General features: G+C 68.0%; 22 protein-coding genes. 9 read left to right on the forward strand and 13 right to left on the reverse strand.

Annotated elements, in window-relative coordinates; genetic code table 11:
* Nucleotides 1-64 precede the first annotated feature (64 nt).
* The 3 genes from ACTMTI_RS24080 (at nucleotide 65) to ACTMTI_RS24090 (ending at nucleotide 3,389) form a co-directional block, all read left to right on the forward strand.
* On the forward strand, nucleotides 65-1,324 hold the full coding sequence (locus ACTMTI_RS24080) for a lamin tail domain-containing protein (RefSeq protein ID WP_441122750.1): 1,260 nt from the start codon (nucleotides 65-67) through the stop codon (nucleotides 1,322-1,324).
* A gap of 32 nt (nucleotides 1,325-1,356) precedes the next feature.
* Nucleotides 1,357-1,926 (forward strand): hypothetical protein, encoded by a 570-nt coding sequence (locus tag ACTMTI_RS24085; protein ID WP_441122751.1) that lies wholly within the window; start codon nucleotides 1,357-1,359, stop codon nucleotides 1,924-1,926.
* A 131-nt stretch (nucleotides 1,927-2,057) separates the two neighbouring features.
* Nucleotides 2,058-3,389: a glycoside hydrolase family 30 protein gene (locus tag ACTMTI_RS24090; RefSeq protein ID WP_441122752.1), complete on the forward strand. Its 1,332-nt coding sequence runs from the start codon at nucleotides 2,058-2,060 to the stop codon at nucleotides 3,387-3,389.
* 49 nt (nucleotides 3,390-3,438) lie between these two features.
* Here ACTMTI_RS24090 and ACTMTI_RS24095 read toward each other — a convergent pair whose 3' ends face one another.
* Genes ACTMTI_RS24095 through ACTMTI_RS24105 form a run of 3 tightly spaced genes read right to left on the reverse strand, consistent with a single transcriptional unit; the run spans nucleotide 3,439 to nucleotide 6,897 of the window.
* A complete protein-coding gene (locus ACTMTI_RS24095; RefSeq protein ID WP_441122753.1) occupies nucleotides 3,439-4,539 on the reverse strand; it encodes a 5-methyltetrahydropteroyltriglutamate--homocysteine S-methyltransferase in 1,101 nt (366 codons plus the stop codon).
* Nucleotides 4,540-4,572: 33 nt separating this feature from the next.
* Nucleotides 4,573-6,054 (reverse strand): acyl-CoA synthetase, encoded by a 1,482-nt coding sequence (locus tag ACTMTI_RS24100; RefSeq protein WP_441122754.1) that lies wholly within the window; start codon nucleotides 6,052-6,054, stop codon nucleotides 4,573-4,575.
* A 51-nt stretch (nucleotides 6,055-6,105) separates the two neighbouring features.
* Nucleotides 6,106-6,897 carry a PaaX family transcriptional regulator gene (locus tag ACTMTI_RS24105; protein WP_441122755.1) on the reverse strand — a complete coding sequence of 264 codons (792 nt, stop codon included), beginning with the start codon at nucleotides 6,895-6,897 and terminating at the stop codon, nucleotides 6,106-6,108.
* 104 nt (nucleotides 6,898-7,001) lie between these two features.
* Between ACTMTI_RS24105 and ACTMTI_RS24110 the strand changes: the two genes are divergently transcribed.
* The 5 genes from ACTMTI_RS24110 to ACTMTI_RS24130 are packed head-to-tail and all read left to right on the forward strand — an operon-like array spanning nucleotide 7,002 to nucleotide 11,505.
* Entirely contained in the window at nucleotides 7,002-8,186 is a 1,185-nt protein-coding gene (locus ACTMTI_RS24110; protein WP_441122756.1) for an ABC transporter substrate-binding protein, read from the forward strand.
* Between the two features lie 3 nt (nucleotides 8,187-8,189).
* A complete protein-coding gene (locus tag ACTMTI_RS24115) occupies nucleotides 8,190-8,945 on the forward strand; it encodes an ABC transporter ATP-binding protein (RefSeq protein WP_441122757.1) in 756 nt (251 codons plus the stop codon).
* Nucleotides 8,946-8,961: 16 nt separating this feature from the next.
* Nucleotides 8,962-9,621 carry an ABC transporter ATP-binding protein gene (locus ACTMTI_RS24120; protein ID WP_441122758.1) on the forward strand — a complete coding sequence of 220 codons (660 nt, stop codon included), beginning with the start codon at nucleotides 8,962-8,964 and terminating at the stop codon, nucleotides 9,619-9,621.
* Nucleotides 9,618-10,478, forward strand: coding sequence for a branched-chain amino acid ABC transporter permease (locus ACTMTI_RS24125; protein WP_441122759.1), 861 nt, complete (start codon nucleotides 9,618-9,620; stop codon nucleotides 10,476-10,478). Before ACTMTI_RS24120 ends, ACTMTI_RS24125 begins: the two co-directional genes overlap by 4 nt.
* Before the next feature lie 49 nt (nucleotides 10,479-10,527).
* Nucleotides 10,528-11,505, forward strand: a complete 978-nt coding sequence (locus ACTMTI_RS24130) for a branched-chain amino acid ABC transporter permease (protein ID WP_441122760.1) — start codon at nucleotides 10,528-10,530, stop codon at nucleotides 11,503-11,505.
* A 37-nt stretch (nucleotides 11,506-11,542) separates the two neighbouring features.
* Here ACTMTI_RS24130 and ACTMTI_RS24135 read toward each other — a convergent pair whose 3' ends face one another.
* The 4 genes from ACTMTI_RS24135 to ACTMTI_RS24150 all read right to left on the reverse strand — a co-directional run bounded on the left by ACTMTI_RS24135 (nucleotide 11,543) and on the right by ACTMTI_RS24150 (nucleotide 16,622).
* The gene (locus ACTMTI_RS24135) at nucleotides 11,543-14,434 is read right to left on the reverse strand and encodes a DUF7507 domain-containing protein (RefSeq protein WP_441122761.1); all 2,892 of its coding nucleotides are present in this window, start codon (nucleotides 14,432-14,434) and stop codon (nucleotides 11,543-11,545) included.
* A 186-nt stretch (nucleotides 14,435-14,620) separates the two neighbouring features.
* Entirely contained in the window at nucleotides 14,621-14,755 is a 135-nt protein-coding gene (locus ACTMTI_RS24140) for a hypothetical protein (RefSeq protein WP_441122762.1), read from the reverse strand.
* Between the two features lie 146 nt (nucleotides 14,756-14,901).
* Nucleotides 14,902-15,492, reverse strand: coding sequence for a dihydrofolate reductase family protein (locus ACTMTI_RS24145; RefSeq protein WP_441122763.1), 591 nt, complete (start codon nucleotides 15,490-15,492; stop codon nucleotides 14,902-14,904).
* Between the two features lie 89 nt (nucleotides 15,493-15,581).
* Nucleotides 15,582-16,622 carry a sigma-70 family RNA polymerase sigma factor gene (locus tag ACTMTI_RS24150; RefSeq protein ID WP_441122764.1) on the reverse strand — a complete coding sequence of 347 codons (1,041 nt, stop codon included), beginning with the start codon at nucleotides 16,620-16,622 and terminating at the stop codon, nucleotides 15,582-15,584.
* A 357-nt stretch (nucleotides 16,623-16,979) separates the two neighbouring features.
* Here ACTMTI_RS24150 and ACTMTI_RS24155 point away from each other — a divergent pair, with 357 nt between their 5' ends.
* Nucleotides 16,980-17,267, forward strand: a complete 288-nt coding sequence (locus ACTMTI_RS24155; RefSeq protein ID WP_441122765.1) for a putative quinol monooxygenase — start codon at nucleotides 16,980-16,982, stop codon at nucleotides 17,265-17,267.
* Between the two features lie 419 nt (nucleotides 17,268-17,686).
* Here the strand turns inward: ACTMTI_RS24155 and ACTMTI_RS24160 are convergent, their stop codons facing one another.
* From ACTMTI_RS24160 to ACTMTI_RS24185, 6 genes are all read right to left on the reverse strand, one after another.
* Nucleotides 17,687-18,118 (reverse strand): hypothetical protein, encoded by a 432-nt coding sequence (locus tag ACTMTI_RS24160; RefSeq protein ID WP_441122766.1) that lies wholly within the window; start codon nucleotides 18,116-18,118, stop codon nucleotides 17,687-17,689.
* 465 nt (nucleotides 18,119-18,583) lie between these two features.
* Nucleotides 18,584-18,847 (reverse strand): hypothetical protein, encoded by a 264-nt coding sequence (locus tag ACTMTI_RS24165; RefSeq protein ID WP_441122767.1) that lies wholly within the window; start codon nucleotides 18,845-18,847, stop codon nucleotides 18,584-18,586.
* Nucleotides 18,848-19,039: 192 nt separating this feature from the next.
* A complete protein-coding gene (locus ACTMTI_RS24170) occupies nucleotides 19,040-19,189 on the reverse strand; it encodes a hypothetical protein (RefSeq protein WP_441122768.1) in 150 nt (49 codons plus the stop codon).
* Nucleotides 19,190-19,295: 106 nt separating this feature from the next.
* Nucleotides 19,296-19,817: an isochorismatase family protein gene (locus ACTMTI_RS24175; RefSeq protein WP_441122769.1), complete on the reverse strand. Its 522-nt coding sequence runs from the start codon at nucleotides 19,815-19,817 to the stop codon at nucleotides 19,296-19,298.
* Between the two features lie 48 nt (nucleotides 19,818-19,865).
* Nucleotides 19,866-20,366 carry a hypothetical protein gene (locus tag ACTMTI_RS24180; RefSeq protein ID WP_441122770.1) on the reverse strand — a complete coding sequence of 167 codons (501 nt, stop codon included), beginning with the start codon at nucleotides 20,364-20,366 and terminating at the stop codon, nucleotides 19,866-19,868.
* Nucleotides 20,367-21,006: 640 nt separating this feature from the next.
* Nucleotides 21,007-21,447, reverse strand: coding sequence for a hypothetical protein (locus ACTMTI_RS24185; RefSeq protein ID WP_441122771.1), 441 nt, complete (start codon nucleotides 21,445-21,447; stop codon nucleotides 21,007-21,009).
* Nucleotides 21,448-21,521: the final 74 nt, after the last annotated feature.

The raw sequence follows: 21,521 nt of genomic DNA on the forward strand, positions 1-21,521 counted from the left end.
CTAGTACGTAGACGATGCCCCAAACGCGAGTTACGCTCCGCTGGCCACAACATGGGGGGCAATCATGAGCTATACGCTATTACGCGGCTCTTTCGTCATCCGGTACGCGGACCTTCCCCGCCAGGGCCCCGAGCCCGACGGCGACACCGTCAAATTCCTGCCCGACTCCCCCGCGCTGGTCGAGGCGCTGCCGCGGCGCTCCGGCCGGCCCCCGAACATCAACCGCCGCGGCGTCTCCGTACGCCTGGAGGCCATCGACGCCCTGGAGACCCACTTCGAGGAGTCCCACCAGGAGCTCGCCGGGGCCACGGCGGCGCGCGACGAGCTGCTGCGCCTGCTCGGGTTCACGAACGTGGTCTTCTTCGACGACCTGCCGAACAAGGTGCGCTCCGCCGACCAGGACACGATCCGCGGGCACGTGCTCACCAACGGGATCGACGCGAACGGGCGGCTGATCGCCTTCGCCTTCGCGGGAGACCACCCGGGACCGGACGGCTCCCGCGTGTTCCTGGACGAGCCGCTGGCCGACGGGTCCGTGAACGCCGCGCTGCTCGCCGCCGGGCTCGTCTATCCGGCGTTCTACGCGACGCTGCCCGCCGGGCTGCGTACGCATCTGGCCGACGTGTCGACGGCGGCCAGGAACAAGGCGCTGACCAGCGGCATCTGGCCGCGCTCGACCGCCGACCCCGACGGCGCGGCCGTCATCCCCGACCTGGCCGCCGCCGAGCGGCTCGTCATGTGGCCCAAGCTGTTCCGGCGGATCGTGCCGTACCTCGCGGAGGGGTTCCCCGACTTCGACGGCTTCGACGCCTGGCTGCGGGCCGACCCCGTGCACCGGGACGACGAGCTGTTCCTGCTCGACGAGTTGGAGCGGGGCAACCTGCACGACGTGATCGACGCCCGAGGGCAGGAGATCCGGCTGACGGTGTGGCCGGAGCGGTTCATCCTCAACCCGGACCCCGCGCCGCCCGGCGCGCCGGTCGAGCCGCCGCTCGTCACCGCGGGCGACCTGCTGATCGTGGCGGCGCTGCCGGACCCGGCGGGGGCCGATCGCGGCGAGGAGTCCATCACGCTGCTGAACGTCACGCCGGGCACGGTCGACCTCGCGGGCTGGTGGCTGTCGGACGCCACCGGCGGCCGCAAGGAGCTGGGCGGGCCCCTCGCGGGCGGCGCCACGCTGCGGGTGGCGCTCGACGGGGCACTGCGGCTCGGCAACCGGGGCGACAGCATCGTCCTGGTGGATTCCGAGGGGACCACCATCGACCAGGTCACGTACAAGGCGGACCGCGTCCGCGCGGGCCGCACCATCTGCTTCGGACGCTGATCTCTCCCACAACGAAGGAGAACGCGATGTTCATGGCGCGGTTGATGACGCGCTCGGTGTTCAGGCTCGCGACCGGGGCGGCGGCGGGCTACCTGCTCGCGGTACGCCCGTGGCACCTCCGCTGGGGCGCCGACGACGCCGAGGTCTACGGCGAGATGCCCGGTGACGACGTCGTCCGCAGCCCGCAGTACCGGGCGACCCGGGCCGTCACCGTCGAGGCTCCTCCCGCGGCCGTCTGGCCCTGGGTGGTCCGGCTGGGCGGCTACACCCCCGGCACCTCCGGGGAACCCGACGAGGGCCTTCAGGTCCTGAAAACCGGCGACATCGTGCACGCCGCGTCGGACGGCGGGTTCGTCGTGGAGCAGGTGGACCCGCCGCACACCCTCGTGCTCACCCAGCGCGGCGCGGACGCCACCACCACCTGCTCCATCGCCCTGCGCGAGCTCGACGACCACCGGACCCGGATGGTGTTCCGGGTCCGGATCCGGGCCGAGCCCGGCCTGCGCGGCACCGGCCACCTCGCCCGGATGGATCTGAGCGACTTCGTGGCGATGCGCAGGCAGCTGCTGACGATCAAGTCGCGCGCCGAGTCCACGCGCTGACCCTGGAGTCCCAGGCGCCCTCTCCCAGCGGGGGGCGCCTTGAGGTGTTGACGGCGGAGCTTTCCGGCGCTTACGGTTCCGGCAATATCGGTGAAACATATCGCCACTTGCCCGAAACTTTCGGAGGCTCCATGCTGCGAGGCGTTGTCGCGATCACCCTGCTCGGACTCCCGGCGATGCACCCCGCACAAGCGGCGGAGCCACCGGCCATCACGGTCAACGAGCACGTCAGGCACCAGAACATCGACGGCTTCGGCATCTCCCAGGCGTTCCGGCGCAACGAGTTGCTCAAGGCGCTGTCGGAAACACAGCAGCGGGAGGTCCTCGACCTGTGGTTCGACCGTGACAAGGGAGCCGGGCTCAGCATCCTGCGCCTCGGCATCGGCTCCTCCCCCGCGGGCAGCCCGTACGACCACATGGTCTCCATCCAGCCGGAGAACCCCGGCGGCCCGGACGCCCCGCCCAAGTACGTGTGGGACGGAGACGACAACAGCCAGGTCTGGGTGGCCAAGGAGGCCAAGGCGTACGGGGTGAAGCGCTTCTTCGCCGACGCCTGGAGCGCGCCCGGCTACATGAAGGACAACGGCAGCGACAAGAACGGTGGCACGCTGCTTCCCGAGTGGCAGCGCGCCTATGCCGACTACCTGGTGGCGTACACGAAGTTCTACGCCCGGGAAGGCATCAAGATCACCGATCTGGGGTTCACGAACGAGCCCGACTGGACGGCCACGTACGCGTCCATGCGCTTCACCCCGGAGCAGGCCGCCCAGTTCGCCAAGGTGCTCGGCCCGGTCTCCAAGGGCGTGAACGTGGTGTGCTGCGACTCCTTCGGCTGGAACCAGGCCAAGGCGTACACGGCGGCGATCGAGGCCGACCCCGAGGCCCGCCGCTGGGTGAAGGTCCACACCGGCCACACGTACGCCAGCCCCGTGGACGCCCCGCTGCCGACCAGCAGGAAGTCCTGGATGTCCGAGTGGAACCCCAACGGCTCCACCTGGAACGAGGCCTGGGACGACGGCAGCGGCTCCGACGGCATCGCCATCGCCCAGGCCGTCCACGACGCGCTCACCCTCGGCGACGTCAGCGCCTACATCTTCTGGCTGGGCGGCTCACGCGGCACGACCAGGGCGTTGGTGCAGCTCGACGATGTCGCGAAGACGTACAAGGTGTCCAAGCGGCTGTGGGCGCTGGCGGCGTACAGCAGGTTCATCCGGCCGGGCGCGGTCCGGCTGGACGCGTCGGCGGCGGACCCGGCGCTGAAAGTTTCAGCGTTCCGCAACGAAGACGGCTCCCGCGTGATCGAGGTGCTCAACACCGGGACCGCGCCCGTCACGTGGAAGGGCGTGCGCGGGAGGGCCACCGCCTACCTGACCGACACCGCCAATTCGCTCACCCCCTCGCCCGTGACCGGCCGTACGGTGACGCTCCAGCCGCGGGCGCTCACCACCATCGTCATCCGATGAGCTCCGCGAGAGCCCGGGCCGGTGCCGCCCGGGCTCTCGCCTCGCCTCATCAGCCCCACACTTCCTGGGCGGTCTCGACGATCAGACGGAGCTTGGCGAACTGCTCCTCGGCCGTGAGCTGGTTGCCCTCGACCGTGGAGGAGAACCCGCACTGCGGTGACAGGCAGAGCTGGTCGAGGTCGATGAACTTGGCGGCCTCGTCGATGCGCCGCTTGAGCGTGTCCTTCGACTCCAGCTCCCCCCGCTTGGTCGTGACCAGCCCGAGCACCACCGTCTTCCCCTTGGGCACGAACCGCAGCGGCTCGAACCCACCCGACCGCTCGTCGTCGTATTCGAGGAAGAACCCGTCCACCTTCAGCTCCCCGAACAGCGCCTCGGCGACGTAGTCGTAACTACCGGAGGCGGCCCAGGAGGAGCGGAAGTTGCCCCGGCACATGTGCGTGGTGATCGTCATGCCCGCCGGCTTGGCCGCCAGCGCCGCGTTGATCTGCTTGATGTAACGCAGGTGCATGTGCTCGGCGTCGTCGCCCCGCGAGGCCAGCTCCGCCCGCTGCGCCGGGTCGTTGAGGTAGGCCAGGCTCGTGTCGTCGAACTGCAGGTACGTGCAGCCCAGCGCGCCGATCCTGCGGACCTGCTCGGCGTAGGCCCCGCTCAGGTCACGCCAGAACTCCTCGACGTCGGGGTAGACCTTCGGGTCGATGGCGGCGGGGCCGCCGCGGTAGTGGACCATGCTCGGCGAGGGGATGGTCAGCTTGGGCACGGCTGTGGTCACGCTGTCGCGCAGGAACGCGAAGTCGTCGGCGAAGATCGGCTGCTTCAGCTTGATCCGGTCGTGCACGCGCAGCGCCGCCGGGGTGAACTCGATGTCGCCCTGCTCGTTGTGGAAGCGCACCGTGATGTGCTCGTCGGTGGCCTGGCCGATGCCGCCGAGCCGGTAGATGAAGTCCATGTGCCAGGAGGCCCGCCGGAACTCGCCGTCCGTCGCGCTCTGCAGGCCGATCTCCTCCTGCCTGCGTACGACTTCCCTGATGGCCTCGTCCTCGGCTTCCCGCAGCTCGTCGCCGGTCAAGCTCTCCCGGGCGCGCAGCAGGGCCGGCGGGCGCAGGAGGCTGCCGACGTGGTCGGCGCGGAAAGGTGGTGAGGTACGCATTGCGGATCAACTCCTCGTCAGATGCGGAGCCGCTCAGCCCGAGCCGTACGCCTTCCGGAGAGGGGCTTTGAGCAACTTGCCCGCGGCGTTCTTGGGCAATTCGGGGACGAATTCCAGATATTTCGGGATTTTGAAGCGGGCCAGCCGGCCGTCCAGGTGTTTCAGCAGTTCGCCGGCCTCGGCGGTGGCGTCCGGCCGCAGCACGACCAGGGCCTTGCCGACCTCGCCCCACGTGTCGTCGGGCACGCCGATCACCGCGCATTCGGCGACCGCGGCGTGGCTGTACAGGACGCTCTCGACCTCGGCGGGGTAGATGTTCTCGCCGCCGGAGATGATCACGTCTTTGAGCCGGTCGGCGATGCGCACGTAGCCTTCCTCGTCGGCGACGCCGACGTCGCCGGAGCGGAACCAGCCGTCGGGCGAGAGCACCTTCGCGGTCTCCTCGGGGCGCCGCCAGTAGCCGGGCATGACGTTGGGGCCTTGTACGTACACCTCGCCGGGCTCGCCGGGCGCGGCCTCCGTACCGTCGGGCTTGACCAGGCGGACGTCGGAGAAGAAGCACGGCACACCGGCCGAGCCGGCCTTGTCGATCGAGCGCTCGGCCCCGAGGAAGAGCGCGCCGGGGGCGGTCTCCGTCATGCCGTAGCCCTGGAGGAACGTCAGCCCCCGATCCTGATAAATCCGGATCAGCGGCTTGGGCACCGGCGCGCCCCCGCACAGCAGGTGCCGCAGGCTGGACAGGTCGGCCCCGGCCCAGCGCGGCGACCGGGCGAGGAGGCCGAACATCGACGGCACCCCGAACATCACCGTGACCCGCTCGGTCTCGATCAGGTCGAACGTCCCGTCCACGTCGAAGGACGGCTCCAGGATGGCCCGGCCGCCCTTGAGCACGGTCGGGATCAGCGTCTGCGCCAGTGCCGCGATGTGGAACAGCGGCGCGCTGATCAGCGTCACCTCGTCGTGCGCGAGCGGCACGTCGACCAGCAGGTTGACGGTGTTCCAGGTCAGGTTGGCGTGGGTGAGCATGGCGCCTTTGGGGCGTCCGGTGGTGCCGGAGGTGTACATGATCAGGCAGACGTCGTCCTGGCCCACGGGCTCGTCGATCGGCTCGGGCGAGCCCCCTTCGAGCAGTGCCTCGTACCCGCTCGCCGAGATGTGCCCGCCCGGCAGTCCCGCGCCGTCCTGACCGTCTCCCAGCACCACGATCTGCGCACCGGCGTCCTGGAGGATGTATTGCAGCTCCGGCAGGGCCAGACGGGTGTTGAGCGGGACGAACACCGCCCCGAGCAGCCCCGCCGCGAAGAACGTCTCCACCAGCGCGGGATGATTGGCCCCGAGATAGGCCACGCGGTCACCGCGCCGCACATCCAGATCGGCCAGCGCCGAGGCCAGCCGGTACGTCCGTTCCCGCAGGTCACCGTAGGTGTGGGCGCGGCCGCGGCAGGACAGCGCCACCCGCTCGGGCGTCATGCGGGCCCGGCGTGCCGGCCACGATCCAAGCCCCTGATTCCGCATCGGTGCTCCTTGACGCTCAAGCCATCAAGTTAGGCCACTATGCAATGGCTGTCATTGTTCTGCCCAAGTTTCATCGGGTACGACGTCCATGAGCCGCTCCGCGACCGCCGCCGCCTCCGGTCTGAACCGCTCGTGCAACGCGTGGCAGACCCGCTGGGCCTTCTCGGCCGGCCAGTTGTGCGGCAGATAGCGCAGCGGGAGCCGCGGATCGGTCCTGATGATCTGCAGCCAGCCGGTGAGCAGAACCAGCGAGCGGGCCAGGTCGTCGGGCGCGTCGGGCGCGGGATCGGCCTGGTCCCAGCGCCGCAGGAACTCCCGGTAGCGCTCGCCCAGCCCGTCCAGGTCGTAGGCGTCCCTGACCAGGGCGTGCATGTCGGTGGGATATCTGGGCTCGGCGGCGAACACCTTCACGTTCGCGCCGAGACCGCCGATCGCCCGCGCGGCGTCCACCTCGCCGGGAGCGATCCACAGGCCGTTCTGCAACGGGCCGAACCCGGCCCAGATCAGCCTCGACCGCAGCTCGTGCCGCTGCCGCTGCCAGGATTCGGGCAGCGAGAAGCCGACCAGCGTCCACCGGTCCTCGTCCGCGTCGTTGACGACGCCGCTGTGCCAGAGACGCCGCTCGCCGTCCTTGAGCACCTGGGTGCTCGTCGGCGTGAGCCCGAAGTACATGCGCCGGCCCGAGCGCTGGCGGCGCAGCAGCCCGCGGCGGACCATCCGGGTCAGCGCCGAGCGCGTGGCATCCTCCGAGATCCCGACCTTGGTGAATGCCTCGATGAAGCTCCCCGAGGACACGCAGATCCCGCGGCCGTACACGTGATCTCCGAGAAAGGTCAGAACCACCGATTGAGGCCGCACTGCGCCCTCCCGCCGATGTTGGGCAAAGTATTGACAGCCGTAATATAGCTGCCTACATTCAGGGCCACATAGCGGTCCTGGAGGTCCTGATGCGCAGGCTTCTTCCGTCCCTGGCATGCTTGGTGCTCGCGGTGGCCGCCTGCGGCGGAAACGCCGGCGGATCCGCCCAGGACCCGATCAAGGTGGGCCTCATCGTCTCCCTGACCGGCAACTACACGCCGCTCGGCAGCGAGGACAAGAAGGCCGTCGAGCTCGCGGTCGAGCAGGTCAACGCGCAGGGCGGGCTGCTGGGCCGCAAGGTGGAGCTGGTCACCCGCGACGACAAGACCGCTCCCGACCAGGGCATCGTGGCCTACAACCAGATCAAGGGCGAGATCGACGCGTTGATCGGGCCGGTGTTCTCCAACTCGGCGCTCGCGGTCGAGCCGCTCGCGCAGCGCGACAAGATGCCGTACCTGTCGCTCGCGCCGGCGCAGGAGCAGGTCGAGCCGATCAAGTCGTACATCTTCGTCACGCCCGCCCTGTCCAGCATGTACGCCGAACGCTACCTGCAGTACATCCAGGCCCAGGGCATCAAGACCATCGCCGTCGCGTGGGACTCCAAGAGCGCCTATTCGGTCTCCGGGCACAAGTCCATGGTCGCGCTGGCGCCGAAGTACAACGTGAAGATCGCCCTCGACGAGCCGTACGAGACCACGAACTCCGACTTCAGCGCGCTGTTCCAGCACGTGCGCGACTCGGCGGCCGAGGCGCTGGTGTTCTGGGGCTCGGGCGCGCCCGGCGTGACGGCCGCCAAGCAGTACGTCGCCTCGGGGCTCAAGACGCCGCTGTTCCTGACCGCGTCCCAGGCCAGCAAGCTGTGGCTGGAGCCGATGGGCAGCGCCGCCGAGGGCATGACCGTGCAGAGCGCCATCGGCGTCGTCGGCGAATTCCTGCCCGCCGGCAAGCAGAAGCAGGTCATCGACCAGATGGCGGGGCCGTACCAGCAGAAGCACGGCTATCCGCCGCCGCAGTTCGCGCAGGACGGCTACAGCGCGAGCCTGCTGCTGTTCGAGGCGATCAGGAAGGCGGGCAGCACGGACAAGACCAAGATCCAGCAGGCCCTGGAGACCATGGACCTCGTCACGCCGAACGGCCGCTTCCGCTACTCCCCCACCGACCATTCCGGGCTCTCCCCCGAGTTCATCTCGGTCAACACGGTCAAGGACGGCAAGTTCGTCCCGACCGACTGGGCCAAGGAGCAGCTCACCAAGACCGTCACCGCGGTGGGGTAGCCGGTGCTGGCGGTCACCGGGGTCTCCCGCTCCTTCGGGGGCGTCTACGCCGTCCGCGACGTCTCTCTGACCGTCGCGGACGGCGAAGTCTGCGGCATCATCGGGCCGAACGGGGCCGGCAAGTCCACGCTGTTCAACCTCATCACGGGGCACTTGACGGCCGATCGCGGCGAGATCTCCTTCCTCGGGCACCGGGTGGACCGGCTCGCGCCGCACCGGCGGGCCCGGCTCGGCATGTCCATCGTCTTCCAGGCGGCCCGGGTGTTCCGCGGCATGACGGTCAGGGAGAACGTCATGGTGGGGATGCACGGGCGTACCGGCGCGGGCTTCGTGTCGGCGGCGCTGCGGCTGCCCCGGCACCGGCGCGACGAGCGCGAGATCGCGGCCCAGGCCGCTTCGGCTCTCGAACGCGTGGGGCTCGCGGAGTGGGCGGACCGCCCCGCCGACCGGCTGCCGATCGGCCAGCAGCGGGCCCTGCAGCTGGCCCGCGCCCTGTGCGCCCAGCCCCGGCTGCTGCTGCTCGACGAGCCCGCCTCCGGCCTGCGCGGCCAGGAACGCGAGCGGCTGGCGGCGCTGCTGGAGGAGCTGCGCGCGGGCGGGCTGACGATCCTGCTCATCGAGCACGACGTGGCGTTCGTGACCCGGCTCGCCGACCGGATCGTGGTGCTCGACCTCGGCCAGGTCATCGCCGACGGCCCGCCCGCCGAGGTGCGCGCCGACCCGCTGGTACTCGCCGCCTACCTCGGACAAGCCTCATGATCTTCGGAACGGCCTCATGATCGACGTCAGGGACCTGGTGGTCTCGTACGGCAGCGCGACGGCGCTGGAGCACGTCACGCTCACGGTCGGGAAGGGGGAGATGGTCGCCCTGCTGGGCCCGAACGGCGCGGGCAAGTCGACGTTGGCCAACACCCTCGCCGGCCTGGCGAAGCCCACCTCGGGCACGGTGGAGATCGGCGGCCGGCTGGCGCTGATCCCCGAGGGCCGCCAACTATTTCCCGATTTGTCGGTCGCGGACAATCTGGCGCTGGGCGGCTGGCGCTCCGGCGACCACGACCCCGCGTACGCCTACGACCTGCTCCCCCGGCTGGCCGAGCTGGCTTCGCGGCGGGCGGGGGTGCTGTCAGGGGGCGAGCAGCAGATGGTGGCGTTCGGGCGGGCCATGATGTCACGCCCTTCCGTGCTCGTGGTGGACGAGCTGTCCCTGGGACTCGCCCCCAACGTGACCGCCGACCTGGCCGGACACCTCGTCGAGCTGAACCGCTCGCAGGGTTTGACCGTGCTGCTCATCGAGCAGAACGCCCGGCTGGCCTTCGACCTGTGCCGGCGGGCTTACGTGCTGGAGTCCGGGCGGCTGGTGACCGAGGGCGAGTGCGCGGAGCTGGCCGACGACCCGCGCGTGGCCAGCGCGTATCTGGGAGGGGCGATCACATGACCGCGTTCCTCACCTACCTCCTCAACGGCCTGGCGGTCGGGTGCGCGATCGCGCTCATCGCCAGCGGGCTCGTCACCATCCACCGGGTCACGGGCGTGGTGAACTTCGCGCAGGGAACGTTCGCGGTCGTGGCCGGGCTGAGCACCTCCTCGCTGCTCGGCCTCGGATTCCCGCACGGGCTGAGCGAGGTGACCGCCGTCCTGGTCGCGGCGCTGGCCGGCCTGCTGACGGGCCTGGCCGCCATCGGCAAGCGGGACACCCCTCCGCTCTCGTCGCTGATCGTCACGCTGGGCGTGGGCGTGCTGGCGTACGCGGTGGAGATCGTGCTGTGGGGCGACCAGCCGCGCTCCGCCCCCGGCCTGGCCGGCTCCGTCACCGTGGTCGGCGCCCGTATCCAGACACAACACCTCCTGGTCATCGGCGTCACTGCGGCGACCTTCGTCCTGCTCGCGCTCTTCTTCGGCCGCACCTACCTGGGCAAGGCGCTGACGGCGTGCGCGTCGAACCCGTACGCCGCCCGCGTCGTCGGCATCGACGTCCGGCGGATGGGCCTGCTGGCGTTCGCGCTGGGCGGCCTGCTCGGCGGCATCGCCGGGGTCCTCGTGACGCCGCTGCGGCCGATCTCGTTCGACACGGACGTCACGCTCATCGTCAACGGCTTCGCCGCGGCCGTCTTCGGCGCGCTGACCCGGCCGGTGATCACGCTGGTCGGCGCGCTGCTGCTGGGCGTGGCCGAGACCATGGCCGCCGGCTACGGCTACGGCTCCCACCAGCTGGAGGTGGCACTGGGCCTCATGCTGATCGTCATGATCGTCCAGGCCGGCCGCCGATCCGCGATCTCCCAGGAGTCGACGTGACGAGGCCTGCGCAGAAGGTGGACATGAGCGGGCTCGGGCAGGAGCGGACATGATCAAGATCGTGGCCGGACTCCTGGTCGCCGCCGTCACGCTCGCCCTGCCGGCGGTGCTCGACGACAGCACGCTGGCCGTGTACATCCTGCTCGGCCTGGCCGCCATGGTCACGGTCGGGGTGTCGCTGCTCATGGGCTACGCCGGCCAGGTCTCGCTCGGCCAGGGCGCCTTCTACGCCATCGGCGCCTACACCGCCGCCCTGCTCGCGTTGAACGGCGTCCCTCCCCTCGCCGGACTGGTGGCCGCCCCTGTCGTGGCCGCCGGCTTCGCACTCGTCATCGGCACCCCGCTGCTGCGCCTGCGCGGCCACCACCTGGCGTTCGCGACTCTGGCCATGCAGCTCATCCTGCTCTCGCTCGCCGGCCAACTGGAGATCACCGGCGGAGACATCGGCCTGCAGGCCATTCCGCAGTTCTCGGTCGGCTCGTTCGAGGTGGGGAGTGCGTCCGCGTACGCGTACATGACCTGGGCGGGCCTGGCGCTGGTGATGCTGGTGACCCACAACGTCATCACCTCCCGCCCCGGCCGCGCCCTCCGAGCACTGGCCACCAGCGAGACCGCGGCCGCATCATCGGGCATCCCGGTCGGCCGCTACAAACTGGTGGTGTTCGCGCTGTCGGCGGCCTTCGCCGGTCTCGCCGGGGGCATCTACTGTTTCTATACCGGGTACGTGGCGCCGGGGTCGTTCCCGGTGCTGATCTCGATCCAGTACATCGTCATGGCCGTGGTCGGCGGGCTGGGCACCACCTGGGGAGCCGTGGTGGGGGCGGGCGCGATCACGATGCTGGTACAGGGGCTCGACCAGTTGGCCAACCTGCCGGGGATGCCGTCGTACGCGCCGAGCGTGCTGTCGTACGCCGTTTACGCCCTCGTCCTGATCGTCGTCGTACTGTTCATGCCGCAGGGCCTGGTCCCCGCCATCACCGGCCGCCTATCCCGGAAGCGGAACGGCCCGCCCGTGGAAACCCGCTGACGGAGAGGGCCGGAACCCCGGCCCTCTCACCGGACGGTCAGTAGACTTCGATCTTGTTGGTGTTGATGTCGTCCAGGATCGCGATGATCCCGCTGTAGCGGGCGGCCGTGCCGGAGTCCACCGGCAGGGTCAGGGTCTCCTGGGCGTAGAGCGCGGCGCCGCGGACGTTGCCCAGCTGCAGCGGCTCCGTGATCGCCGTGCCGGCGTTGATGCGCCGGGTGGCCACGTTGAAGTACGTGCCCAGCAGATGCTCGGCGAGCACGCTCTTCGGCTCGTTGTGGCCGCGGAAGGCCGTGGTGATCTCGGCCGCCGACAGAGCGCCGCTCTCGTCGGTGTCGTAGCGCTGGTCGGTAGCCTGGACGCGGGCCAGGAACTCGGCGGTCCACAGCTCGTCGTGGGTCTTCCAGAACCCCTTGGAGACCGGGTCGCGGGTGGGCGGCACGGCCGTCACCGTCGTGGTGGCCGAACCGTTGACCGGGTCGAAGGTGCAGGCGCCGGTGGTGTTCTTGTAGGCGACCGAGACCTCGGCGGTGTAGGTCGTACCGGGCAGCGCCAGCAGCGTGGGCCGGGCGGTGAAGACGATCGTCCGTTCACCCGACGTGGCCGCGAGGGCGCCCACGTCCCAGGCGAGCTTGCCGCCCGTCACCGTGGTGGGCTTGGGTCCGCTGCCCTGGTCGAGAGCCTTGCTGTAGTAGACGCCGTCGGGAAGGGTGGCGGTGACGGTGACGCCGGAGGCCGCGCCGCCACCGGTGTTGGCGTAGGTGATCGTGTAGGTGATCGCTTCACCGGCGTTGACCGCGGGTGTCGCGGTCAGGCTCGCCGTCAGCACCGGGGCGTGCACGGTGGTGGTGGCCGCGGCGGTGTTGTCGCTGACGTACGGGTCGGGGATGCCCTTTTCGTCCACGCCCTTCACCGTGACGGTGTTGGTGAGCTTCGTGCCGTCGGCCGTCGCGCACGGCACCTGGTAGGTGAACTTCGGCGTGATCGTGTTGACCGCGCCGGCGGCCAGGTCGGGCAGGGAGCGTTCCTGCTTGGTGCCGTCGGGCAGCGTGTCGGTGAGCTGGATGCTCTTGGCCGTCTCGGGGCCGAGGTTGGTCACGGCCACGGTGTAGCCGACGGTGTCGCCGCCCGCCGCCTCTTCCTGGTCGGCCGTCTTGGTGACCTTGAGGTCGGCCTTCTGCGACATGGCCAGGACCGTGCTCTCGGTGAGCTCCCGAGGCATTCCCGGCCGGGCGCCGTCGAGGAAGAACGTGCCGTTGAGCCGGGGGTTGTACTGGATGTTGGCCCAGTCGTCGAAGCCGTCCAGCTGCTGGTCGGCGCTGGCGGCGCTGCAGCCGAACTCGTTGGCCGGGTCGATCGACTCGATGAAGTTGATGTCGGTCTTGACGTCGGTCTCGTTCGGGCCGTTCTTCTCGTTCCAGTCGAGCGGGGAGCTGTTGGCCGTACGCAGCCTCAGTTTGCCGCCGACGCCGTAGACGGTGTCGCGGCCGGGGTTCGGTGTGCCGCCCACCCCGTTCGTCTCGTTGAGGTGCTCCTCGTCGAGGACGCCGAAGGCGGTGCCCCGGGCCGTGCTGGAGTAGTCCAGCGGCCTGTCGGTGTCGATGTTGGCGAACTGGAGGGTGTAGTTCATCACGCTGAGATAGTTGGGCTTGCAGTTGGTGATGTCGTCGCCCCCGTGTCCCAGGCCGAGTGTGTGCCCGAGCTCGTGCATGAACGTGGCGGCCTCGGCATTCCTGCGGCCCTGGATGGCGGTCGTCGACGTGCCGCCGAACGACTGGAGCGTCACCAGGAGATCGTTGCCGCCGCGCGGGGCGGTGTTCGACCATTCGGCCATGCCCGACGACTTGTTGTCGTCGTCGGTCGTGGAGTCGTACTCGACCGTGTCGCCGAAGACCGCGTAGCGGAACGCCTCGCGCTTGGCCGCCAGGATGTCCGCGCAGTTGGGGCTGGTGCGATCGGCCACGGTACCGAAGTGGCCGTCGCAGGGAGCGCTCTTCTTGCCCGACTTGAGGTCGTTGAAGTCGTCCTGGTCGTTGGGTCCGTCCGTCTCGAAGAGAAGCTTGGGCACCAGCGGCAGATTGCTCTCGTTGACGGCCGCGTGCAGGTTGACGCCGCGGTACAGGGTCTTCTGTCCGGGTGGCGCGTTGGGATCGGGATTGGGGTAGGGGTCGACGGGCGCCTTGGCGAAGGCCGCGATGACGTCGTCGAGCGCGTCGTTCTGCGGCGCCCGCCCGTTCATCGCGTCCACCTCGACGAACAGGTCCTTCCGGTACGGCACGGCGCCGTACGGCGGATCGCCCAGAGGCAGCTCCACCGCGCCCCCGTTGACGTTGAGCCCCTGGCCCGGCGTCTCCCACGTGTTCATGAGGCCGTCGCCGTCGCTGTCGGCCTCCCTGGCCACGTTGAGGCAGTGCGGCGTGGTGATGGTGAAGTAGCCGCGTGCGGAGTCCTCCCCGGAGGTCTCGCTCTCCCCCGCCAGCGTCGGCACGCCCGCCCCCTGCTGCTCGGTGAGGTTGCCGCCGGTGAACACGCAGGTGTCCAGGTTGAACGAAAGGTCCAGGTAGTCGCCCGTCTTGGCCCAGTGGATGACGTCGTCCTGGCTCAGGTCGTCCTGGTCCCACAGCTCGAGATGAATGGGGACGGAATTCTGCGAGCTGTCGACGGCGACCTTGTGCACCCAGTTGGTGCGGAAGTCGGACCCGTGGGCGCAGCAGTAGTCGTCCCTGCCGTCCCACAACTCCTCGTTGCCGATCTTGAACTTCGGATAGTAGTCGTTACCGCAGGCCTCGCCCACACCCTCATCGCACGAGAGCTCGACGACCCGGTAGAGGTGGACGGTGACGTCCACCGTCGCGGCCTGGGCGGGAGCGGTGCCGAGATAGGCCAGCACCAGGAACGACGCGACGAGCGCGCGAAGTAACACACGCATGTTCCCCCCTCGGAAACGGAAAGTACGGCGAACGTATCCGGAAGATCACGCGCAGTCATGAGTACACCCCTACTCATGGCCGGGCGCCTCTCCGTCCCCCTTCGCGCCGCAGAAGGGGACGAAGATCGACGCAAAGGCCCCTTGGCGAAAGCCCGCATGGGAAACGACCTCGCCTGGGACGTACATTCACCCGTCGCCGATATCGCCCAGCATCTTCTCCTCCAGTGCGAGCGCGGCGAGCCGCTCACCGTGGACGGCCTGGATGTCCGCCCGCCCCACTAACCATTCAGGGCGGTAGCCGGAAATGAAGTACGAGAACACGTGGCCTCCTCAGCGGGAGAACTGCTGACGGATGGTTTATGCGGGCTCGTCCCAGATCGACGTGCCATACAGCACTTGGGATTGATCAACAGGTGCCTGAGTCGAAATTGGACACGAGGACGGCATTGGGTGTTCTGGTGAGCGTCTCAGCCGCGATAGTCGCGGGCGCCGTAGCGATGGAGGACGAGTTCCCCGCCCTCCATGGTCCGGGCTTCCAGCAGTCGCAGCGCCACGGGCGTGCCGCTCTCGAACACCGGCGTACCGGCGCCCAAGAGAGCTGATCCGATCATCAGGTGCAGCTCGTCGACCAGCCCGGCGATCAGCAGGTCGTTCCACATCGTGTGGCTGCCGAACACCAGGATGTCCCTGCCCGGCCTGCTCTTGAGCTCGGCGACCTGCTCGTGCGCGGCAGAGCGCTTGACGATGCGGGTGTTGTGCCACGGCGCCGTCTGCTCGGGGGTCAGGCTGTCGGAGATGACGACCTTGTCGATGGCGTTGTCGAGGCGGGAGATCTCCCGCAGGACGGGCCTGGCCTCGGTGTCGTCGGCGACGCGCGGCCAGTAGCTCTTGAAGCCCTCGTACGACGTGCGCCCCAGCAGCAGGGTATCGGCGGCACGCAGCCGCTCGGCGTTGTACTCGTCGAAGGCCTCGTGGAACGGCAGAGCCATGACATCCCGGCCCGGACCCTCGTAGTAGCCGTCCAGCGAGACGATGTTGGCGACGATCAGCTTGCGCATCGGTTCTCTCCTCTCGAAGGCGTGCCAATGCGGCACGCTTCACCCGGGTAGAGACATCGGTCGCCCCGGATTCATCGCTCCGCGCAAAATCAGTTCGAAGACTTTTCCGGCAGTTCCCGCGGCAGGCCAAGCCGGCCGATCAACGCAGGGTCGACGAACCCGCTGATCTCAGCAATCCGCCCGCCGCGCAACGTCAGCACGTTGACCGCTCCCAGGCGGAACCGCCGATCGCCGGGGTCCTGCTGGTAGCAGGCGAAGCCCGGCTGCCCATTGAACCGGACCGGCACCAGCCGCCACGCGGTGGCGAAGAGCCGATCGACCAGGAACCGGCCGACATCCTCACGTCCGTCGAACCACGCCGGCAGCGGCGGCATGGTGAACCGGGCGTCCTCGGCCAGCATCGACACCAGGGCCTCCACGTCGGCCCGCTCCCACGCGGCCACAAAAGCCTCGATCAGCTCCCGCTGCCCGGCCTCCCCGAGCGCGGCCAACTCGGCCTGCTGGGTTACCGGCGGTACTCGCTCCTCAACCGCCTTGCGTGCCCTCTGCAAGGCCGAGTTCACCGAGGCCGGCGTGGTGTCCAGGATCCGCGCCACCTCAGCAGCGGAGTAATCCAGCACCTCACGAAGGATCAGCACCGCCCGCTGAGTGCCCGGCAGATGCTGCAGCGCCGCGACGAAGGCCAGTTCCACCCCCTCGCGCCGCAGATAGCGCGACGCCGGATCGGCATCGGAGGCGGGCACATCATCCGGCCACGGCTCCAACCAGAGCGGACCGGTCACCGGCTCCCCGAGGTCGGCCGTGTCGCGCCGGGCCGGCCCGTAATCGGGCGACAGGATCCGTGGCGGCCGCCGTGTGCTCATCCGCAGACAGACGTTGGTGCTGATCCGGTACAGCCAGGTCCGCAGCGAACTGCGCCCTTCGAAGCCCGACAGACCCTGCCAGGCGTTCAGCAGCGACTCCTGCAGGGCATCCTCGGCGTCCTCCAACGAGCCGAGCATCCGGTAGCAGTGCGCAGCGAGTTCCCTGCGATAACCCACCACCAGCCGGTCGAACGCCGCCGCGTCGCCGCTCCTGGCTTTTGCCAGGAACTCCTGCTCACCCTGGCCCACCGCATCCGAGGAGTCCACCCGCCAAACCTACCGCCGACAAGATCACGGCCTGTAACGACACCGGCCCGATCCAGGAGAACTGCCGACGAGACGACCCACTTCCGCAAGTTCTACGGATGCAGCACGGGGATGCCATCAGGGCTGAAGCGTTCTCATGTGGTGAGACCCAGGGTTGAAGACGGTGGCCGGGATGGGCACAGTAAGGGCCGATTGGTCCACCTGGGCATGCGGCCAAGCAGATGTGCTCTCATCTCAGCGGGGCTCCCCGGCGCGGCGGAGGATCGTCGTGTCCGGCGTGGGCGCACCGATGAGTTCCAGCTCGGTCGACGGTCATAGCCTGCAACGGTCAGTTCGAACCCGGCAGAGGAGCAGCACATGGTAATCGTCGCGGGGCATCTCGTCGTCGACCCGCAACAGCGCGAGCGCTATCTCGCGGACTGCGTGGGCATCATTGAGCTGGCCCGCCGCGCACCCGGCTGCCTCGACTTCGCCATCAGCGCGGACCTGGTGGATGTCGGCCGTATCAACGTCTTCGAGCGCTGGGAGTCGCAGACGGCCGTCGAGGCGTTTCGCAGCAGCGGCCCCAGCGACACGCAACGCGCTGCGATACTCGGCGCCTCGGTGGCCGAGTACGACGTCGCGGACGTGCGCTCGCTGACCTGAACCGAGCGCGGGCGCCAACTCGCCGGCGACATCGCGACCGATAGAGTAAAGCTGAAGTCTCGTTGCTCTATGACCTGTACATTGCCGATTATGTAAGCTGCAAAAATGGCAATAAGCAGGACTGTGTATGGGCGGCCGTTGACTGGGTGTCAGCAGGAAAGATGGCCGATTTCTTGCGAAAAGTTCTCAAGCTCGGCCGGCAGGCCAATAACGCCAGGCGGCGGTTCGCAAAGCCCTCGAAGGGAAAGCAGCATCGGGGCAAGCCCATCGAGTCACCTCGTCTCGGACATCCTCAAGACCCATGAATAGCTAAGGCCTGATCCTTCCGTGCTTTAGCGCTATGTCTCCGCGAGCGGGAGGTGCCCAAAGTACCCCCGAACCGGTCAACGGTGCGAGGCACTCTGGGCGGGATACTCGTGTTATCCCAGCATTCGATCCTCGTCAAAGCCGAGTTCCTCCTCTGTCTCGAGTTCGACTGCGGCGTGCCATCGGACGACGTCAGGCCATGACGGCGCGGTCATCTCGCGAATGCGGCCGAGCGCCTCCACCGTCCCGATCGCGCCCAACGAAAAGATCACCTTCTGGCACAGCCAGTACGCGGGGGCATCCGCCTGCACCGAACGTTCGGCCACCCGGAAGAGACACACGACCGCGTCCGTCGCCTGGATCTCACCCAGGATTTCGACGAGGTCTTCGTTGTTGAGTCCAGGGACATCCGCACCAAGGATCTCCCGAAGAACCTCGCCAAGCCTTGGTGCCTGCAGAGGGGCGGCCAGGTTGGCGAGCCGCTCTACTCTGCGCCAGTTGCGTGCACGAGCCGCTTCCCGGATCCAGGCGGCAATGGATTCCATCGCCTCGGGATATTCGGCCGCGATGGACTGAGCGTGCCGCTTGGTGACGGCACATAGCCGATGTTCGGCTTCTTTGTGTCGACCGGGGTTTGTGGCCTGAATCGGCGAGACTCCGGTCCTGCTGTTGCGAAGGCGGCCTACGTCTTTCGGCAGGCATCGGCAAAGGTGGTCTCGTACGACACCACCAAGGGGTCCGGCCTGCTGATCGCGTTAGTACGTCCTGGACCGCCTGCCGGCCGGGGTGCACATCCGCCTGGCACGCATCGTGCGTGATCTGCAACGTCGGCACGAAGATCGACCGGCGCGTACCGCCCGAGCGAGACGGTCGCGTCCTGCACAGCTGGAGGCTTCATCGCCAAGGCCAAACCGATGAACGATGCGGACACGGTCACCGCGATCGCGACCGTGACGCTCTCGAAGCCTTCCGAATCTCACAGCATCGCCGTTGCCGTGGGAGCGATGACGCTAGCGAGCAGCGGTATAGCGGCGGTATGCCAGTGGCGATTCGCGTAAATTTGAAGACTGCGGACAGGTGGGCGCACCGAAGACGATGGCGTCCGACTCCCGCAGCAGTGCAGAAGTGGCAGGGTCCGACCAGTTGCCATCGGTGACCTGGTCTGCGGTGATCTCGATCAGATGGACTTCGGTGCCGTCCACGGCGCGGGCGCCGGTGGCAGCCCACGCCATCAACGCCGAAATGACTGACTCCTCTGGGCACGACCGTTCCAAGATCATGATTGTGGGCCGAGACGTAGATCGCAATGCGATCACGAACGGCGTGTTACGGGTTCAGCCGAGATGCGACGCGCCGCGTTGCGGCAGGCCGGTCGGGGTGGGGTGCATCAGCCAGGCGTGGTCGTCTCGGTCACGTGGTGGCGCCGTGGCGGTGCCCTCAGTGGTGGTCTGGGTGGTGGGTGTCGGTCATGCTGGTAACAGCGTGTAGTTCCAGTCACTGTGCCAGTAGTGGCTGGTGATGGGTAGGTCGGCCAGCTGAGCGTCGCCGATGGTGACGCCGGTGGCGTACTGCCCGGTGTTCAGTTCGGTTCCGAGGGCTGCCGCAACGCCCTCCAACTCCACTGGGAGATAACCGAGCAGGACCCCTCGGAGAGTGGTTGATCCGAGTCATGGGATCTGGGCCCACAGTGCCCTCTGAATCAACCTCGAGTCTGTACTGATCTCAGTCCAGCGCTGTCACGACCTCGTCGGTCGTGCAGACAGTAGCGATACGCGGGAAGATGTAGTCGAAGGCGAACTCATGGGCGCGCGCGTCGAATGCGGTGACCGCGTCCTCGGGCAAGATCACCTTGAAGCCGAACTCGTCGGCGAAACGTGCGGTCTGCTCGACGCCGAAGTTCGTGGCGATCCCGGTGATGATCAGGGTGTCGATGGCGTGCTTACGCAACGCCTCCTCCAGCCCGGTGTTGTGGAACGCGCCCCACGTGCGCTTCACGATCTCCAGGTCGCCGAGGATCCCTTCCACCAGCTCACTGCCCGGTGGCTGCTCCGCAACGCCTGGCCGTTCGACCCGCACGGAGACGACAAGACCGCCCGCCTTTCGCATTGCGTCGGCCAGGGCGAGGGAGCGGGCGACCACAGCAGGTCCGGAATGTGGTGCCGTGGGCTGCTCGACGATGCGAGTAATCAAGTCGATAAGGAGCAACGCGGTGCGACGGGGATCCAGTTTGTCCATGATCGGCATGGTAGCTGTCAACATCGCCTCGCTCCTCTGGGTGAGCAGGTTCCTCTTCTATCTCCAGTCGACTGCGGCCTGCCATCGGACAACGTCAGGCCATGACGGCGCCGTCATCTCGCGAATGCGGCCGAGCGCCTCCACCGTCCCGATCGCGCCCAACGAAAAGATCACCTTCTGGCACAGCCAGTACGCGGGGGCATCCGCCTGCACCGAACGTTCGGCCACCCGGAAGAGACACACGACCGCGTCCGTCGCCTGGATCTCACCCAGGATTTCGACGAGGTCTTCGTTGTTGAGTCCAGGGACATCCGCACCAAGGATCTCCCGAAGAACCTCGCCAAGCCTTGGTGCCTGCAGAGGGGCGGCCAGGTTGGCGAGCCGCTCTACTCTGCGCCAGTTGCGTGCACGAGCCGCTTCCCGGATCCAGGCGGCAATGGATTCCATCGCCTCGGGATATTCGGCCGCGATGGACTGAGCGTGCCGCTTGGTGACAACTCCTGTCACAAGGGAATCCACCATATCGGCTGAGGAACTGCTGTCTTTCGGGATGGTCACCAGCCGTCTACCCTTCCAGATCCGACGATCCTCGAGTAGAACACGCCGACGGATCCGGCCTCAGGCCGTAAGTGTTCCATGCGCGTTCCAACTTAAAGTGCACGGAATTGAGATCTTGGCCGATTTCGTCCGACGGCTACCCGCAGCGATCAGTGAGGGTTTCCAGCCTGAAGCCGCAGGTCGCGGGCATGCCGGACGGGGTGGCTTGATCGACAAGTAGAAGAGCCCCTTGTAGACGGGTTGATCACCACAATTCTCACCGTCACGACCAGGAGCCCCGGGTGCTGTTCTATGGTGCCACGCTGCCGTTGTCACCTCGAACGCTGTCCTACCTTTCCGGCATCCTGCGCCGGCACCTCAAGACGATCGGTTCCCCATGGCGCCGCCTCAACCCAGGCCAGCAGGCCATGCTCGTACCTGTCCACCTGCGCAAACGTAAACTCTGGCAGAGGTCGCCGCCGGCTTCGGCGTCGGCATCACGACCGCCTGGCGCTACATCCGCGAGGCTATCGCCCCGCTCGCCCACCGTTCACCTCGCCTGGATGCGGCCCTACGCGCGGCAAAGGGCGCCGGCTATCCCTACCTGGTGCTGGACGGCACGCTCATCCCCATCGACCCTGCACGGCACCGACGCCAGCCGCTACGGCCCCAAACGGCTGCGCCAACGCCTGTATTCGTTGTAGCGGTAACCAGCGGTGTGCTTGACCGTCCAGGTGCCGTCCTGGTCGATCTTCTCCAGGATCTGCTCGATCTGGTTGAGGTTGGTGCAGGAGATGTTCCACAGGCCGATCTTGGCGGTGGAAACTTGTCCTTGATCGTGGTGAGGTAGCCGTTGGCGTCGTAGATGTGGGTGAAGTCCTTCCCCCCGGCGTCGATGTGGTCGCTGTTGTCCGCGACGGCGGTTCAAGTCCCGACATCGAGCTCCTTGAGAGACGCCCTGGCCCCGCCCGTGAGGGGCCGTGGGCCGGCGCTCAGCTCGGGCCGGCCCGGATTCCCAACCCGCTCGGACGAGCCGATCGAGGATTTCCGCGAAGTCGATTTCCTGTTTGAACTCCAGGCCGATGGCGGCGTCGCGGCTCATATTCCTCATACCAGATCGATGGAGGGGGAAGCTCCTAGTGAGCAATCCTGTCGCCCTCGACGTGCTCGATCCAC

This window comes from Nonomuraea sp. H19 (assembly GCF_052068215.1).
Taxonomy (GTDB): domain Bacteria; phylum Actinomycetota; class Actinomycetes; order Streptosporangiales; family Streptosporangiaceae; genus Nonomuraea.